Below are 17,245 nucleotides of genomic sequence, written 5' to 3'. Positions count from 1 at the left end.
AGTATGACATGCATTTTCCTGCCTGTAAAGGTTTACTATACGGTCTAACAATACCTAAACACTGCAAATTTGGCATTCTTGTTATTTGGTTTGATATTTGTAAGGATTAGATAAAAACGTATTTACATATGGATCCTAAAGAATTTAGAAAATATGCGATAAAACATCAGGGCATCAGCAGTAATACTTTTGATAGTTATGCGGCGCACGTAAGTGCTGACCCTACTGCTCTTACTCCGTACATTATAGAGGAGCGCCCTATGAATGTGGCCTCCATGGACGTATTCAGCCGTCTGATGATGGACCGGATCATCTTTATGGGAGAACCGGTAAATGATTATGTGGCTAATATCGTTACGGCACAGCTGCTTTTCCTGGAAAGCGTAGACCGTTCCCGTGATGTACAGATGTATATCAACAGTCCTGGTGGTAGTGTATATGCCGGCCTGGGCATTTATGACACAATGCAGGTAATCAACCCGGATATTGCGACTATTTGTACCGGTATGGCAGCAAGTATGGCAGCAGTACTGATGTGTGCCGGAACGCAGGGTAAACGTACTGCACTGCGCCACAGCCGTATTATGCTGCACCAGCCAAGCAGTGCTATCGGTGGCCAGGCTACTGATATCGAGATCACCGTTAAGGAGATCAAACGGGTAAAACAAAACCTGTACGCTATTTTATCAGAACACTCCGGCCAGCCTTACGAGAAAATCGAAGAGGATTGCCAGAGAGATTATTGGTTGCTGGCAGAAGAGGCTAAAGCTTATGGTATCGTAGATGAGGTACTGATGGCGAACCCTCGCAAAGCCAAAAAATCTGTTTAAAAAACCTTTAAATTATTGATACATGAACGCTCATAAATTGCATCAGTGGCGCACCCGCATGGAAGACGAAGAAGAGGAAGAAGAAGAAGAGAAACCTCAGGTAGATCAAAACCCTACCGGCATGTGGGCTAAAAAACAGGAGGAACTGTTTTTCAAAAACCGTAATATTTATCTGTGGGGTCCTGTTGAGGACAAATCCGCTAAAGATATCGTAAACCGCCTTTTATTACTGGATGCGGATCAACCCGGCAAAGAGATCAATTTCTTTATCAACAGCCCTGGTGGTGTAGTGACCAGCGGAATGGTTATTCATGATGTCATGAAAATGATCCAATCCCCTGTAAGCACGATCTGTATGGGACTGGCTGCCAGCATGGGTTCTATCCTGCTGAGTGCCGGTACTAAAGGTAGAAGATTTATCTTCCCTAGTGGTGAGGTAATGATTCACCAGCCTAGCCTGGGTGGTTATTTCAGAGGAGTAAGTGCCGACCTGGAAATCCACGCCATCCAGATTCAGAAAACAAAAGAACTGGGTGCCAGAATCTTATCTGAAAACTGTGGTCAGCCTTATGAAAAAGTACTTAAGGACCTGGAAAGAGACTACTGGATGGATGCGCAATCTGCAATCGAATACGGTATCGTAGATGGTATTATTGAGAAACTGTAATCCCGATTTACGGAATACATTATACAAAGAGGGCCGGTTCAATTGAACCGGCCCTCTTTGTATAATGTGTATATTTTCCTACTGGAACTGATCTGTATTAGGCATCATCTCTATGATATCGCCCTCTTCAGTGGTATCGTCTTCTTCTGTAGTACGCTGTACTTCATATTCCTGCTCATAATAGCTGGTACCCCCACCGGCACTGCTGCCATAAGAGTCCCCACAAAAATTGAAGCCTTCCGGTTCGGTAAACTTCAGCCCGTTTTTATATTTCGATCTAGGATCGTTATATACTTTCTGGAAGAAATAACCCCATACCGGCAATGCCGCTGCGGCACCCTGACCTAATGCAGTACTGTTGAAACGCAGGAAGCGGTCATCATTACCTACCCAGGCTCCGGCCAGCAGTTCCGGTGTATACCCGATAAACCAGGCATCGGCCTGTCCGTTGGTTGTACCCGTTTTACCACCGATATCTCCACTCAGGCCAAAGCGACCTTTCAGGCGATGTGCCGTACCATGATCTACTACCCCTTCCATCATTTTCACCATTTTGTACGCTGTATTGGAGTTGATGATCTCTTTCTGCACCGGTGCAAAGTTTTCCAGTACATTTCCATTACGATCTTCGATCTTCACCAGGAAACGCGGCTGCGTATTGATACCCCCTGTAGGGAACATGGTGTATGCCCATAACATTTCGTATAAAGAAATCTCTGAGGCACCCAGTGCGATAGACGGCAATTCCGGCATAGTACTGCTGATACCGCATCGCTGTGAAAACTCAATAAACGAACGAATACCGGTCTGATTCAACAAATACAGAGAGGCATTGTTGACAGACTTTGCCAATGCAGACTGCATAGACATGCTACCATTCTTACTGCCCCCGGCATTGTATAATTTAGCTTGCCCTGCAAACTTCTGTGCTGCAGTGCTTACATTATCGCAAGGCGAATAACCATTATCTACGGCCAGGCAATACAGCAATGGCTTAATCGTAGAACCTACCTGGCGTTTAGTAGCCAGGTTTACGTGGTCGTATTTAAAGAATTCATGACTGATACCTCCTACCCATGCTTTGATCTCTCCGGTCATAGGATCCATTACAAGGAAGCCTGCCTGCATGAATGAACGCATGTATTTGATCGAATCGATCGGAGTCATGGTCGTATCCTTTTCATGGTCTTTATTGGACCAGGTGAATACGGTCATGCGCGTTTTGGTATTAAATGCTTTCTCAATTTCCTTTTCAGAAAATCCGTTATCTTTCATTGTTTTGTAACGATCCGAAGCCTCCATATGGCGTTTCAGTACCCGTGCTGGCTGTTCCTGTTTCCAGATAGAGCCGCTTCTGATCTGTGCCTGTGATGCAAATAATCGTTGTAATTGTTTCATCTGCTCATCTACAGCTTCTTCTGCGTATTGCTGTAACAGAGGATCAATGGTTGTATAGATCTTTAATCCGTCTTTGTAGATGTTGTAAGGCTCTCCGTTTTCTTTGGTATGGGTTTTACACCACTTCTTCACCTCCTGCTCTACGACCTGGCGGAAATAAGGAGCCAGTCCGTCTGATTGTACCAGCTTGCTATAATCCAGTGTCAGTGGTTTGGCTTTATAAGATTGTGCTTCAGATGCGGTCAGGTAGTTATACTTCTGCATCTGGTCTATCACGATATTACGGCGCTCCAATGCGATATCCGGGTTTCTGCGCGGGTTATACAGGGTATTACCTTTCAGCATACCTACCAGTACCGCTGCTTCTTCTACAGAAAGCTTATCCGGGTTTTTATTAAAAAAGGTGAGGGATGCATTTTTGATTCCATAAGTATTATCACCAAACGGAACCGTATTCAGGTACAGGGTAATGATCTCTTTTTTGGTCAGGTTACGCTCAAGCTTTACGGCCATAACCCACTCTTTCAGCTTTACAAACGGCAGCTGGAAGAAGGAAGGATTTTCCCTTGGGAACAGGTTCTTGGCTAATTGTTGCGTAATGGTACTACCACCACCTTTCTTTCCTAATAATAAAACTGCTCTCAGTACCGAAACACCATCGATACCGGAATGCTCTTCGAAACGAAAATCTTCCGTCGCAATCAGTGCATTGGTAACATTTTTTGAGATCTCATCGTAGGTAGAGTTAGAACGGTTCAGGATATAGTATTTACCGATAAGGCTTTTATCATCAGCATAGATTTCCGATGCAGTTGCAGCGGAAGGGTTCTCCAGCTCTTCCATAGAAGGCATCTCACCCATATAGCCTTTTTCAATTCCAAAGATGATAGCGGCAAAGAGTACAATACCCACAACGAATATCGTCCACATAAACCTGATTAGTTTCCTTTTCATCTATTTCTTTTCTTAAAATATACAATTACAATATTAGCACAAAGAAAGCACTATTTTTCTAAATATAAGGCGCTTACCTCGGTTGCGAAGCCAGCATTTTCTGTTTCCGGCTGTTCCTTATAAGCAGGGTTACCTGTAGCAATACAGAAAGGGCAATTAATCCCATACCAACATAAAAGCCGCCCGACAGCTGCTCATGTTCTTTAAAGAAGATAAAGGCGAGAATAATACCATATACCGGTTCCAGGTTTACGGAGAAGGTTACCGTAAAGGTAGATAAATGCTTTAGCGCACTCATGGCCAGCGACTGACCCAGTACCGTACAGAAGTATACCAGGCAGAATATCCATACAATATCCCAGTCCATCGGAAGCACCTTCTCTCCGGGATACTGATGCAGATACCAGGGAGCAAGCAAGGTCAGAAAGATAAAGCCGGTGAGCATTTCATAAAACACAAGCAAACGGGGCTCATATTTACTGGTCAACGGTTTATTGAATACGGTAAAAATCGCACTGATCACCGATGCCAGGATACCCAGACCCAGGCCCAGCGGAAAGTTTTCCATGGTATGCGCAGCGGCAGGATTGCTTTGCTCTGCCGGGTACATTGCATAAATGAAGTACACGCCAAGTATGGCGATCAGGCTGAGGCCTACCTCCAGGGGATTAATTTTTTTACGGTTCAGTAAGGGGTCCAGTACTGCCGTAAACACACTGGCGGTAGAAAGGCACACCAGGGCTATGGAAGCATTGGCCAGTTTGATGGAAGCATAAAAAGCGACCCAATGTACTGCGAAGAGCAAACCGATACCGATGATCTTGCGCATATCCACAGCACTTACTTTCTGCCATAGTTTGCGGTAGCTGATGATGATACCAATAAACAAGGCGGTAAGCCCCATACGATACCAGACCAGTACCGGTGCGGAAAGGGTTATCAGCCGTCCGAGAATACCGGTAAATCCCCATAAGAGCACCGCGAGGTGCATTTGTATCAATGCTTTTTTCAAATCTGTTGTTCTTTTAAAGGGCTATGCGGCATTAATAGTAATCTCGAATATGCTACCGACCGGCTCGTTATCTCTCACCACAATATTACCTTTATGACGGTCTACGATCTGGGCAATGATGTACAGCCCCAGGCCGGTACCTTTGGCAATGCGTGATTCTTCACTGCCGACACGATAAAACTTCTGGAAGATCTTGCTTTTCTCTTCATCTTTTATGCCCGCTCCCCTGTCTGCCACCTGCAGTACCCACTGATCGTCGGTGCGATTCAGGCGTACTGTAATGAGGGAGTCCGGTTCGCTATACTTACAGGCATTCTCGATCAGGTTACTCACCACCAGCTTCCATAATATACGGTCACCGACAATAAAGCTGTCCTGTTTGATATCGAGCAGGAAGGAATGTGTATTGCGATCGATGTATTGCTCCAGTTCTTCTTTTACAATGCCGGTCAGATTGATGCGGTCTGTTGCTGATTTGAACTGGCTGCTCTCCAGCTGGGAGGCCAGCAGCAGGTTGTTACACAGATCATTCAAACGGTTGGTTTCCTTTACACTGCGACCCAGTAAAGTGCGCAACTGCTCTTCGGAAAGTTTTCGTTTATTGATCGTTTCCAGGTTCAGTTTAATGGCGGCAATAGGGGATTTCAGCTCATGGGTAATCGAGAGCATGAAGTTGTGCTGTTGCTTGGACAATAATTGTGTGCGTCTTAAAGCAGTATATACGATTCCGGCTCCGATCAGGATAATGGCGAGAAAAGTAATTCCCTCTCCCAGGTACTGACGGTTCCTGGAATTAAAACGCTCCAGAATGGCAGTCTCTCCCATTTTGTAAGGCACAGGGTTCATCACTGAATCGATAGTACTGCGCAGCTCACGCCGCTCGTGATCATAGATCACCTGGCTCTGTACATTAAGGCTATGCCCCCAGAACAGCAATGCTGCTATGGTGTACAAAAAAATGAACACATATATAAATTTCGCAAATCGGATCATATGATATTATAACTCGATGTTTGTAGTTTTTTTAGTGAAAATCTGGAACTCTTTCATTTGCTCTTCTCCGTCTTTGAAGAAGTACACCCGATAGAGGCCCGGCAGGAAGTCTGCTTTCTGATCCTGGGGTTTACCGTTCAGGTCCATATCATAAAAGGGCTCATAATTATTACCGTGCAGGTAATGAAACTGTACTTTGCCTCTAAAGCCTGAATTGGCAATCTGCATTGTACCCGGCTCCGGAATTTCAATAATATGCGTTTGCATAAAATTCAGTTCTGGTATATATGCCATGGTTATGGGCAGGGTATTGATTTCTACATGATAGCGTCCCGGCTCATACTCCAGCAGCTCATCGCAGGACTGCTTTACCACGGGCATTACCTCAAAGCGGTTACTGACCAGCGCAGTGTATTCTTTTACCGGACGATCTTTATTGCCTTTATACTGGAATTTGATAGAGCCGCTGCTCACGGTTACGATTATTTTATCAGTAGTATTGGCTTCGATCTTAACTGTAGAAGATTTAAAGTAAGTACCCGGCTTGGTAATCTGGTAAGTACCCGGCTGAATCTTTATCGGTTCCGGCTCTCCAGTTGCTTTATTAACCAGACGGAAACTGGATTGTACCACTTTCTTTGCATTCACATCATAGAAGTCAATCTTCGGCTCTGTTTTATAGAACTTCCCTTTTCCATTGGTAAAATACACCAGCACTTTTGTTTCTTCAGATTTCTGACTGACAACGGTAACGGGGGCATCCTCTTTCACTGCAGGTGGCGTCGCTTTTTTAGGCTGAGGTGCCGGCTGCTGCTGTACCGGTTGTGGCTTAGGAACTACAACTACGGGCAGAGGCTCTTCCGGGGCAAATTTGATTGCAACCATTTTCGCCATCAAGCGGGTGGGCTTAGCCTCCGGAAATACGATCAGGTTTGGTATGCGTTTGATTTTGGGTAAAGGCTTGATGCTTATCAGAGCTACCTTCGGCAAAGGCTCTTCTTTTCCGGCAAAATTGATCTTTGTCCAGAACGGTTTTACACGGCTGGCAACTGCTTTAGCTTTAACCAGCTTAGTATTGCTGCGCTTCGGGCTCAATCGCTTCATGCCCATTAACGGCATTACAGAATGACTAACCGCAACGGGTGCAGGTTCATCATCCGGCAGGTTCAGCTTCGGCCAGGTAGGTTTATAATCTCTGGCTTTGGCTACCGGTGGTTTTATGGCTTTACTTTGTATGGCCATCTTATTGAACCATTTGCTCGGTATAGGGCTGATCTGGCTGGAGCCTGTAGGCACTTTCAGATAAATGAGCATTTTCTCCAATGCGGCTCTCTTTGCGGCATCAGGATTTACGAGTTCTGTAGGAGCATGGTTTCTCCCGGTCGTATCCGCTGGTGTTTCCAGCCGGGTCTTTACCAGGTTACCATCATTGCGCTCAAACATTAATTTATTATCCTCGACGATTGTTCTTACTGCCGGACCGATCTGGTTGGGATTGGCCACAGTCAGGAATTTTCCAAAACAGTCATATTCTCCTTTAAGCGCTGCATAGTCGACAAGGCTCAGGATATAAGGCTTGAAGGTGATGCGGTCGCTCAGGAGTTTCTGTACGGTTTCACAAACATTACCACCGCAACTTTCGCCACCATCGGTGACCAGGATAATGCTGTATGCATAACGATCACTGTTTACAAAATCAGATTCTGCGGCCTGCTCCAATGACCAGGCGATAGGCGATACACCACGTGCGGAAATATAACGCAGACGCGCCCTGATCTGCTCCAGGTTTCGGGCAGAAAACGGCACTTCCAAACGCGTATCGTAGCAGTTTTTTTCTACTGAGGGATACTGGTGACCAAATACCCTTACGGCAAATTCTACAGAAGGATTGACCTTCTGAATGCTGTCTACCACGCGGAGTATAATGCTGCTGGCGGCCGTAAAACGAGGTATATTCGGCTGCCAGTTATCCAGCATACTGCTGGAACCATCTAATAAGAAGAGTACCTTTACCGGTCTGGCATCTTGTGCCGACATATAAGGTATGGAGGAACACAGAAATACGAGTAAGAAAAGTATCGGTTTGCTAAAACGAGTCAAAACCCAATTCACTATCACAAATTTATTTAATATTGGCAAATTACATTATTTATCCAGTACAGACAGAAAATATTGGCATTTGATCTTGTTAAATTGAATATTTTTGCAGTACTATTTATATATAAACGAATATTTACTACGATTTTTAGATACCTCCAATGATTTTTACCTCTAAACTGATAGAAGATGCTGTAGAAGCTTTTTGTAAACTGCCGGGCATCGGGAAAAAGACGGCCCTGCGCATGGTATTACATTTGCTGAAAGAACAACCAGAGGTGACCAGTATGTTTACGGAACGGATACAGCGTATGCGTGATGATATCCGTTTCTGCAAAGAATGCAACAATATTGCCGATACAGATATATGCAGCATCTGCGAGAACCCTTCCCGCAGTAAGGAACTGATCTGTGTAGTAGAGAACTTCCGCGACCTGATCACTATTGAAAATACGGGCCAGTTCAGCGGTGTATATCATATTCTCGGCGGATTATTATCTCCCCTGGAAGGGATAGGACCTGATCAGCTATACATCAGCCAGCTGGTGGAGCGGGTAAAGCAACATCAGCCAAAAGAAATTATTATGGCTTTAAGTCCTACGATCGAAGGGGATACTACGGTATACTATATCGGTAAGCAACTAAAGGGTGCTAATGTACTCATCTCCGGCATTGCCCGTGGTGTGGCTTTTGGTGGTGAACTGGAGTATACAGATGAAATTACGCTGGGTAAGGCGATTGCGAAACGTCTCCCGGTAGATGTATTACAACATTAATACTGCTTTATGGGCTGGAACTTGCTGATACTACTGGCTATTCTTTTTGCATACGGGGTCTTTTCTTATATGAGTCAGAAGAGTGCTGCAAGAAAGGCGGCACGACATGAGCGACTCAAAGAGCGGCATGATGCACTGATGGGTGCCATCAAAAACAAAAAAGCAGAAGACCAGTCTTCTGCTACATAATTCTTTTAGATACTTCTTCGTGGATCTGTACCAGTCCGGGTCTTTTACCCGGCTCGAATGATCCGATAATATTATCCAGCTGTAAAGCTCTGGCACCACCTATCGTGGCCCAGGACAGCAGATCTGATAACGCGATCTGCGGATAATGCGCTCTTATCTTTTGTATTTCCCCATAAATATTCAGGTCATGATTGGAGGCGAGGCTATCGGTTCCGAGACAGATATTATGCCCCGAAGCCATCATTGCCGGTATATCCGGTAAGGCACGCTCTATATACCAGTTTGCATTAGGGCACAGACAGAGTGATACATTCCCATTATACTGATCCAGGTAAGCCAGGTCTTCGTTTGTTATACAGGTATTATGCACCAGCAATAGATCATGTGGCTGCTTAATGTATGGAAGATATGTTTGTAAGGATGTTTTTCCTGAAGGCTGAAAGTAAGTGTCATCAATATTCAATGTTTTATACAGTTCCTTCATCTCCCCGGTTTTCTCTATGAAATACTGGTTCTCTGCAGGTGTCTCTTCATTATGGATCGACAGCAGGCTACCCGGTTCAAAATTATCAATGAGCTCAAATAACTTATCCGAAACGGAGTAGGGCGCATGCGGTACAATAGATTGCCTCAGTACATATCCTTTGGGATGGCTTGTCTGTGCGGCATAACTACGGTGTACCTGCTCCGGGAATGTCATACGCTGTGCTGCGGTCTGCGGGATAAAACCCATCGTCTCAACAAACGTATGCACGTGCATATTGCCCTGCAGGCGTAAATGCAGCAGGTCTTCTGTATTGGCGATGTCTCCAACCGCGATGCAACCGGATGCTTCCAGCGCCGCCATCGCTATTTCAATGGCCTGAAGTTTGCTTTGCTCATCAGCCGCACGGTTAAAAACTACCTTCCCCAGGAAGGTAACCAGTCCGGTATGTTCGGGAATCACTCCTTTGGTATGGGATAGCTCCAGGTGGCAATGTGCATTGACAAAACCCGGGCATAAAACACCATCGAGCTCTTGTACCTGATCGGGTTCCAGTCCCGAGCGGGATACATATCCGGTAAAAATGTTGTCCTCATCAAATGCCAGTACCAGCTCCGGATCTGCGACCCAGTCTCTCCCATCATGAATGTGCGCTGCACTAAAATACTTCATACTATAAATTTCGCTTAATCCTTTCCAGTTGTGCTTTCAGTGAGGATAATTTATCTTTCAGGTCTACCTGTGCATTAATGGCCTGTTTACGGGCTTTCAATTGCTCTTTGGCTCCTTTAATGGTATGCTTATTTTCTTTTACCAGGTGGTGAATCAGGCGTAGTTTTCCGATATTCTCCGGATTGTAAAGACGATCACCTTTGCGCGTCGTACGTACTTTCAGGCTGAACTCTGTAGTCCAGAAGCGGATATGAGAGACATTAACCCCAAACATCTGCGCTACTTCACCAATGGTGTAATATTTATTCTCCAGGTCGAATTCCGGTAAGGCCGTTGTTTGCTCCTCTGCTTCCGGTTCTGTTGTCACCAGGCTTTCTTCCCATGGCTGCCCGTCCTCTTCAGCAATGATCGGCTCTTCCGTTGCATCCTGCTCCGGTTCGCTTTCTTGCTCGGCCTCTTTGGATTCCGCCACAGGGGCGGCTCCTGCTCCCGGCTCAAAGCTGAGCCCGGCATAAGCGGTATAGTCCAGTGCGATCATCTCGGTAAACATCAGTTTATCCAGGTTGTCGACCGGTTCTTCTTTTATCGGGGCAATAGAGATTTCCTGTTCCGTAGTCTCTTCTTCAATTTCCGGAACTTCGAAAGTGATTTGTTCGGTTATCGCTTCCGTTTCCTCAGGGCTTTCCACAAAGCCAATGGCTTCCGTTTCGCTATCTTCGTCTGTTGCAGCTTCACTAAGCTCATCTTCTGACTCGAAAGTATCAGATACAGTCATTTCAGCTTCGGCAGGCATATCTTCTTCCACTATTTCCTCTGCCACCTCTTCTATTATGGGTTCAGCATACGCTGGCATCTGCTCTTCTTCCCCTTCAATTTCTTCTGTCACAACATCTGCTGCTGCTTCAACAGCGATTATGTCCTCCTCTTCTGTCTCCTCGATTAGGCCAGGCTCTTCATCACTGATTGCTACAGTTTCCGGCTCCTCTGCAGGCTCCTCTTCTTCTATGGCAATGATTTCTTCTGTGATTATTTCTTCTTCTTGTATCGCAATAACAGAAGGTTCCTCTGCCACGGGCTCTGCCGCTGTAGAGATTTCTTCTGCTACGGTCGTTTCCTCTGTCACAACATCAATCACGTCCTCTAATGCAGGTGCTGCTGTCTCTATCTCAACGGTAGCCGCAGGGATTTTCTCAACCGGTTCTGGTTGTGCCTCAGCTATATCTGTTACTTGCTCCGGTACCGATTCTGCTTCCGATACCATCTCAGGTGCTGTTTCGGATACGACTTCTTCTTCCGGTTCAGCAGGTGCTTCCGGCTCTGTTCCTTTCTTTCCTTTTTTGGGTGTGTTTTTCTTTACTTCTTTCTGTGGCTGAGGGATAAAGTATTCCTCATCGTCAAAAAGTGTGGGCATTTGGCTCATAGTACAAATTTAGGGTGAAAAGCTTAAAACCGAAGGCTGGAATACGGCTTTTCTGAAATTTATATTCCTGTCCGGCAATGTTTAACATTTCCGGGATAATGTATATGTAAAAAGGGGGTGCCGCCGGCACCCCCTTTAAGTTCAGATCAAAATATATTAACTCAGTAAGTAAGAGATATCTTCTTTGGTCAGTTTTTTCAGGAAGCCACTATCATCGGCAATCAGGTCTTTTACCAGGTTCAGCTTACGCTCCTGTAACATCATGATTTTTTCCTCGATAGTATCCTTACAGATCAGGCGATATGCAAAGATGCTCTTGGTCTGCCCGATACGGTGCGTACGGTCAATGGCTTGCTGCTCTACTGCAGGGTTCCACCAAGGATCTACGATGTATACATAATCGGCTGCGGTAAGGTTCAGACCCACACCACCTGCTTTAAGGGAGATCAGGAACACACGACAATCGTCACTGTTCTGGAATTCATTAATGGCTTTCTCTCTTTCGGTCATTGAAGTACCTCCATCGAAATACACATAAGGGATACCCAGTTTCTCCAGCTGATCACGGATCAGCCCCAGCATACCCAGGAACTGAGAGAAGATCAGGGCCTTGTGGTTACCTGTATTCTCACTGATCTCACGCACCAGTTCATCGATTTTCACAGAGTGGTTTTCAAATTTCTCTGCTTCATTCAGGATAGCCGGTGAGTCACAGATCTGACGCAGTTTCATCAGACCATGCAGGATACTCATCTGTGCACGCTCAATACCTTTTGCCTCTATCTCGCCCAGGATCTTGGAGCGATATTCGGCACGGTATGCATCGTATATTTTCCTTTGCTTAGTACCCATTTCACAGAAGAGTACGGTCTCTACTTTTTCCGGAAGATCAGGTGCTACCTGCTCTTTGGTACGGCGTAACAGGAACGGATGGATCATTTTACGCAGCTGCACTTTCACCTCTTCCTCCTGGTTCTTATCAATCGGCGTCGCAAATTCATTACGGAAGAAGTCGATTGAGCCGAACATACCCGGGTTCAGGAAGTTCATCTGTGCATACAGGTCAAATGTATTATTCTGTACCGGAGTACCACTCAATGCCAGGCGGTTTTTGGATTGCAGTTGCAATGCCGCTTTGGCCACCAGTGATATCGGGTTCTTGATCGCTTGTGATTCATCCATCACCACATAATCAAAGTTGATCTGCTGCAGCATTTTAATATCGCTACGCAGTGTACCGTATGTGGTAATGATTACATGGAACGGATCGAAGTCAGACACTTTGCTGTTTCTCTTCGAACCATGATGCATCATGCTTTTCAGGTCAGGGGTAAATTTCTTTATCTCACTGGACCAGTTATGCATCAGGGACGTAGGACAAATAACCAGAAATTTGGAATCCGGTTGCTTGTTCTGGTATGATTGCATGAAGGTCAGTGTTTGCAGGGTTTTACCCAGACCCATGTCATCTGCCAGGATACCACCCCAACCGGTCTCATTCAGGAAGGTCATCCATTTGAATGCAGCCTGCTGATACGGTCTCAGTGTAGCATGTACATTATCCGGGATCTCTGCCGGTGTCGTCTCATCAAATTCATAATTGATCAGGCGCTCTTTTTTCTCGTACAGATCCTGTAATTCTTCATTTGGTCCCAGTTCTTCCTGCAGGCCTTCCAGCGCAGAGAAGTGGAATTTTTTCAGGCGCACGCTTCCGTCCTTCACCTGTCCCAGCTTCAGCATCAGGGCATATTTGTCCATCCACTCATCGGTGAATAAACCCATACTACCGTCTTTCAGCTGCACATACGTTTGCTTCTTGCTCAGGGCTTTCTTTACCTCATTTACGGTCACCTGCTGGTCTCCAAAGGATACCGTCAGTTCTACATCAAACCAGTCGATACCGCTCTTCATATTCAGATTGGTGATCGGCTTATGCGGGTTGATGCGCATCTGTTTCAGGTTTTCGTAACCGATGATCTCTACATCCTGCTCCTTAAGGGTATCCATAAAATGGAAGTACCAGCTACCTTTCAGCGCTTCTGTTGCCAGCAAAAGGAAGGACTGAGATTTACGGCTCTCCTGCATAGAAGGGTGCAGGTAACGCAGTAGGTTGAGGAAGGTCTGCTCTGAGGCTTCGTTACGCTCATACACCACTACTTTACCATTACGGGCACTTACTGCTGAAGAGGTATCCAGCCAGTGCTTTTCAATACCGGCATAAGAGAAGGCCGGTTTAAAGGCCATCATCTTGTCAGATTCTTTCAGGTACAGTTTGTACTTAGGCTCTTCAGCGACCACACGTTCCTGCAATTTCTCGTGGAAGTGTATGGTTGTTTTGGCAGAAAGCGGCATCAGTGTTTCTTCCAGAAACTTGCTCCATTCTGCTTTACCAATATACATCACGCCGGATTTATCAAACTTCGCGATGATATCAATAGTATCTATATTACCGATCGTATGGAAAGTATTTTTATACAATACCAGTCCTGCGTTCAGTAACTCTACTTCATCTATATTCAATATCTGGTCTGCGATAGAGATCTGCAGAGAGACATTTACACCCGCTTTAAATGGTTTTGCATCAATATGTGCCGTAAATACCTGCTCGCTAAAGGCACACTTAACCAGATCTGCCGGTTTCAGGCTGTCCTTTTTGCGGGCGTAATAGATAAACGGATAATCTTTATACTGTGCAAACAGTCGCTGATAGCGCGGAATGGTAAAGTCCCATACCTGCTGCTTCAGATCATTGTTCGGGTTATTGCGCAGGTCTTTGTCTACACCATCCAGGAAATCCCCGAAAGGCGAGTTTTTCTTCAGCCATTTTACCAGCTCATCGGGGCTTTGCTTACGCAATGCAGTAATGAGGATCTTCTCCCGGTCATCGAGGAAGATAGGATCAATGTACTGGTTATACAGTACCGGCTCTATATTTCGCTCATACGCATCTCCCTCGGCAGTAGGCACACCGGCTACCAGGTCAAAAGAAGTGTATGGATAATAATCACTGATGTTGCGGATAAGCACACCCAGCTTCTTACGCTCTTCTCTTATAGAAGAGGTCGCTTCCTTAACCGGCTCCGGCGCTACAGGCTTGCCTGCAGCATTAAAGTCCAGTTTCTTGATTGTTTTATCCAGAACACGCAGGAAAGGTTTTCCTTCATGATAGGAGAATTCAAACTTCCCGGTCAGGTCATCATCAACCGTATATCCGTAGAGTGCCAGCAGTTTATTTTTCTGCGTATCCCAGTTGCGCAGAGAGCTGAAATAATTGGCTCCATGTTTATACAGGATCTCCAGGAAGACAGACACTTTATGGATACATAAAGGGTAGTTCTTTTCGGCACAGCTACAGGAGGTATCAAAATAGCGCTCCTCGTTCTGCTTGATGATCACCGTAAATTTACGGGACTCATCGTCAATCACCTCCGCTCTTACAGCTTCGTCCTGTGCTTCGATGATGTTAATACGATTCTCGGCATACCAGTCTTCCGCAATAGCAGTAATGGATTCTGAAGAGAATAGTTTTAAAAAGTTGGCCGTGATCTGGCGCATACGTACAGTAGTATGCTCCTGGTTATAATCAATATGGGCATGTTCGAAAAATCCGCTTTGCAGCAGATCGTTCAACTGGAATAAGGCTGCGGCCTGGTGGCGGCATACAGGTCCCATGTTATAGGGACACTGACAACGCATAGATAATTTACCCGGTTGCAGGTAGTTACTGATCGTTACCTTGTAGAAATTGTTATACACATCATTCCGCACACGAAACGCCACCTGTTCGGTCAACGGATCGTTTTCCAGCATTTGCACCCCGGAAGTATGAAATATTTTCTTTCCTCTTCGGATTACTTCATCGGTTGCATTGTGATAAATATGTTTCAGTATTTCGGGTAAGGACATGATATAAATTGGTCAAAAAAAAGCAAGCGACAAAGTTAGGTAAAAAAGCTGGCAAAAAGATCATCGTACCTTACCCGACCGTATATTTCGGGCTTTTTAGCGTTATTTTATTATTTTAGCAAGCTAATCATTGACTTTATCTATGGCGACTACAAATGATACCTCCGGCGGCCGACCGGCTACCCAGGGCAAAAATCACCCAAAGGGCTTACCTTTCCTCTTCCTGACAGAGATGTGGGAACGATTCGGATATTACCTGATGCTGGGTATATTCCTGCTGTACATGATCGATACTAAAAGCGGTGGCTGGCAGTTCCCTGATGTAAAAGCAGAAGACATCTTCGGTACTTTTATTGCATTTACTTACCTGACCCCATTCCTCGGCGGCTTCCTGGCCGATCGCAAACTGGGCTATATTAATTCTGTGTATATAGGTGGTGTACTGATGGGCCTGGGTTATATGGGCCTGAGCATTCACCAGGAGGGGGCCTTCTTTACCTCTATTGCCCTCATTGTAATCGGTAACGGATTCTTCAAACCCAGTATCTCTACACTATTGGGTAATCTTTATTCTGAAGAACAGTATAAAGATAAGAAGGATGCGGGTTTCAACATTTTCTACATGGGTATCAACATTGGTGCTTTTGTATGTAATATCATCGCGGCCTTTATGCGTAATAAATACGGATGGAGTGCAGCCTTCCTAACTGCCGGTGTAGGTATGTTTGTGGGCCTGCTGGTATTCACTATCGGACTGAAGCATTATCGCCATGCCAATATACTGAAGCCTACAGAAAAAGGTGATGTAGGTATCAGCCAGGTGCTGCTGTACGTATTCCTGCCGGCCATCGTGGTTGGTGCTTTAGGCTGGATGATCCCGAATAATATCTTTGGTAGTGACAGTTCGGATGCCTTCATTTTTGCCTGTATTCCTGTTATTATTTTCTTCATCAGCCTGTATGCACGTGCAACAGGCAGTGATAAGAGACCTATTGCTGCCCTGCTGGCCATATTTGCGGTGAGCATTATGTTCTGGGCAGTATTTAAACAAAATGGTACTGTACTGACCCGTTGGGCCAAATACTATACCGATCGTCAGGTAACCGGCGGTGTAGAAGATGCGGCCAATAAATTATACCTGGCAGAAAAAGTACCTTCTGTAAAAGATACGGTAACCCTGTACGATTACCAGTTCCGTGCACAGAAAGATGAGCTGGGCAAAGTGATCAAGGTAGTTGATCACGATGTATATTTCAAAAATGCACGTCCGGAAAGTATCCCGACCGATGGTCAGCCGATCTCGGTGATGAATACGGAGCTGTTCCAGTCTATAAATCCGTTCTGGGTTGTTTCGCTGACACCACTTGTTGTAGCCTTCTTCGCAATGCTGCGTCGCAGGAAGCGGGAACCGACCACGCCGGCCAAGATTGCCTGGGGTATGTTTATCTCCGCATTGTCCGCACTGGTCATGGTAGCTGCCGTGTACTACAGTAATAATGGTATGGAGAAAGTATCTGCATTATGGCTGATTGGCTGTTATGGAGTTATTACGGTCGGAGAGCTGTTTTTAAGTCCAATGGGCTTATCTTTGGTATCTAAATTGAGCCCATCCCGCCTTACAGCCCTGATGATGGGAGGATTTTTCCTCTCCACGTCAATCGGTAATAAATTAAGCGGTATCCTGGCCAATACCTGGTACCAGTACGATAATAAAGCGAATTTCTTTATTGTTAACTGCGGACTATTACTGGTCTCTGCAGCCATAGGATTTGTTTTATTAAAGTGGCTGAATCAGGTAATGAAGGAAAAAGGCGTTAGATAAGTATAGAAGATCTGTTATAAATTAA

Annotated in this window: 12 protein-coding genes; 5 read left to right on the top strand and 7 right to left on the bottom strand. The window is 45.4% G+C overall.

The features are described from left to right. Positions 1-128 precede the first annotated feature (128 nt). Positions 129-830, top strand: coding sequence for an ATP-dependent Clp protease proteolytic subunit (locus FTD44_RS08320; RefSeq protein WP_222166011.1), 702 nt, complete (start codon positions 129-131; stop codon positions 828-830). A 22-nt stretch (positions 831-852) separates the two neighbouring features. After that, positions 853-1,497 carry a ClpP family protease gene (locus tag FTD44_RS08315; protein ID WP_222166010.1) on the top strand — a complete coding sequence of 215 codons (645 nt, stop codon included), beginning with the start codon at positions 853-855 and terminating at the stop codon, positions 1,495-1,497. A gap of 78 nt (positions 1,498-1,575) precedes the next feature. Here FTD44_RS08315 and FTD44_RS08310 read toward each other — a convergent pair whose 3' ends face one another. The 4 genes from FTD44_RS08310 to FTD44_RS08295 all read right to left on the bottom strand — a co-directional run bounded on the left by FTD44_RS08310 (position 1,576) and on the right by FTD44_RS08295 (position 7,891). Next, the gene (locus FTD44_RS08310) at positions 1,576-3,849 is read right to left on the bottom strand and encodes a transglycosylase domain-containing protein (RefSeq protein ID WP_222166009.1); all 2,274 of its coding nucleotides are present in this window, start codon (positions 3,847-3,849) and stop codon (positions 1,576-1,578) included. Between the two features lie 73 nt (positions 3,850-3,922). After that, a complete protein-coding gene (locus FTD44_RS08305; RefSeq protein ID WP_222166008.1) occupies positions 3,923-4,861 on the bottom strand; it encodes a DMT family transporter in 939 nt (312 codons plus the stop codon). Between the two features lie 21 nt (positions 4,862-4,882). Continuing rightward, the gene (locus FTD44_RS08300; protein WP_222166007.1) at positions 4,883-5,827 is read right to left on the bottom strand and encodes a sensor histidine kinase; all 945 of its coding nucleotides are present in this window, start codon (positions 5,825-5,827) and stop codon (positions 4,883-4,885) included. 33 nt (positions 5,828-5,860) lie between these two features. Next, positions 5,861-7,891: a vWA domain-containing protein gene (locus tag FTD44_RS08295; protein WP_222166006.1), complete on the bottom strand. Its 2,031-nt coding sequence runs from the start codon at positions 7,889-7,891 to the stop codon at positions 5,861-5,863. 221 nt (positions 7,892-8,112) lie between these two features. Here FTD44_RS08295 and recR point away from each other — a divergent pair, with 221 nt between their 5' ends. Both recR and FTD44_RS08285 read left to right on the top strand, forming a co-directional pair. Then, a complete protein-coding gene (gene recR, locus FTD44_RS08290; protein ID WP_222166005.1) occupies positions 8,113-8,727 on the top strand; it encodes a recombination mediator RecR in 615 nt (204 codons plus the stop codon). Positions 8,728-8,736: 9 nt separating this feature from the next. Beyond that, entirely contained in the window at positions 8,737-8,916 is a 180-nt protein-coding gene (locus tag FTD44_RS08285; RefSeq protein WP_222166004.1) for a hypothetical protein, read from the top strand. Here FTD44_RS08285 and FTD44_RS08280 read toward each other — a convergent pair. From FTD44_RS08280 to FTD44_RS08270, 3 genes are all read right to left on the bottom strand, one after another. Next, on the bottom strand, positions 8,909-10,072 hold the full coding sequence (locus FTD44_RS08280; protein ID WP_222166003.1) for an amidohydrolase family protein: 1,164 nt from the start codon (positions 10,070-10,072) through the stop codon (positions 8,909-8,911). The two genes, FTD44_RS08285 and FTD44_RS08280, sit on opposite strands and share 8 nt — an antisense overlap. Before the next feature lies 1 nt (position 10,073). Further along, on the bottom strand, positions 10,074-11,492 hold the full coding sequence (locus FTD44_RS08275; protein ID WP_222166002.1) for a MerR family transcriptional regulator: 1,419 nt from the start codon (positions 11,490-11,492) through the stop codon (positions 10,074-10,076). A 156-nt stretch (positions 11,493-11,648) separates the two neighbouring features. Beyond that, positions 11,649-15,398, bottom strand: a complete 3,750-nt coding sequence (locus FTD44_RS08270) for a DEAD/DEAH box helicase (RefSeq protein ID WP_222166001.1) — start codon at positions 15,396-15,398, stop codon at positions 11,649-11,651. Positions 15,399-15,540: 142 nt separating this feature from the next. Between FTD44_RS08270 and FTD44_RS08265 the strand changes: the two genes are divergently transcribed. Continuing rightward, positions 15,541-17,220, top strand: coding sequence for a peptide MFS transporter (locus FTD44_RS08265; protein WP_222166000.1), 1,680 nt, complete (start codon positions 15,541-15,543; stop codon positions 17,218-17,220). Positions 17,221-17,245: the final 25 nt, after the last annotated feature.

The organism is Edaphocola aurantiacus (genome assembly GCF_019797745.1).
In the GTDB taxonomy this organism is placed as follows: Bacteria; Bacteroidota; Bacteroidia; order Chitinophagales; family Chitinophagaceae; genus Edaphocola; species Edaphocola aurantiacus.
The sequence above is the reverse complement of the archived record's forward strand: the minus strand, read 5'-3'. Positions and strand labels throughout refer to the sequence as shown.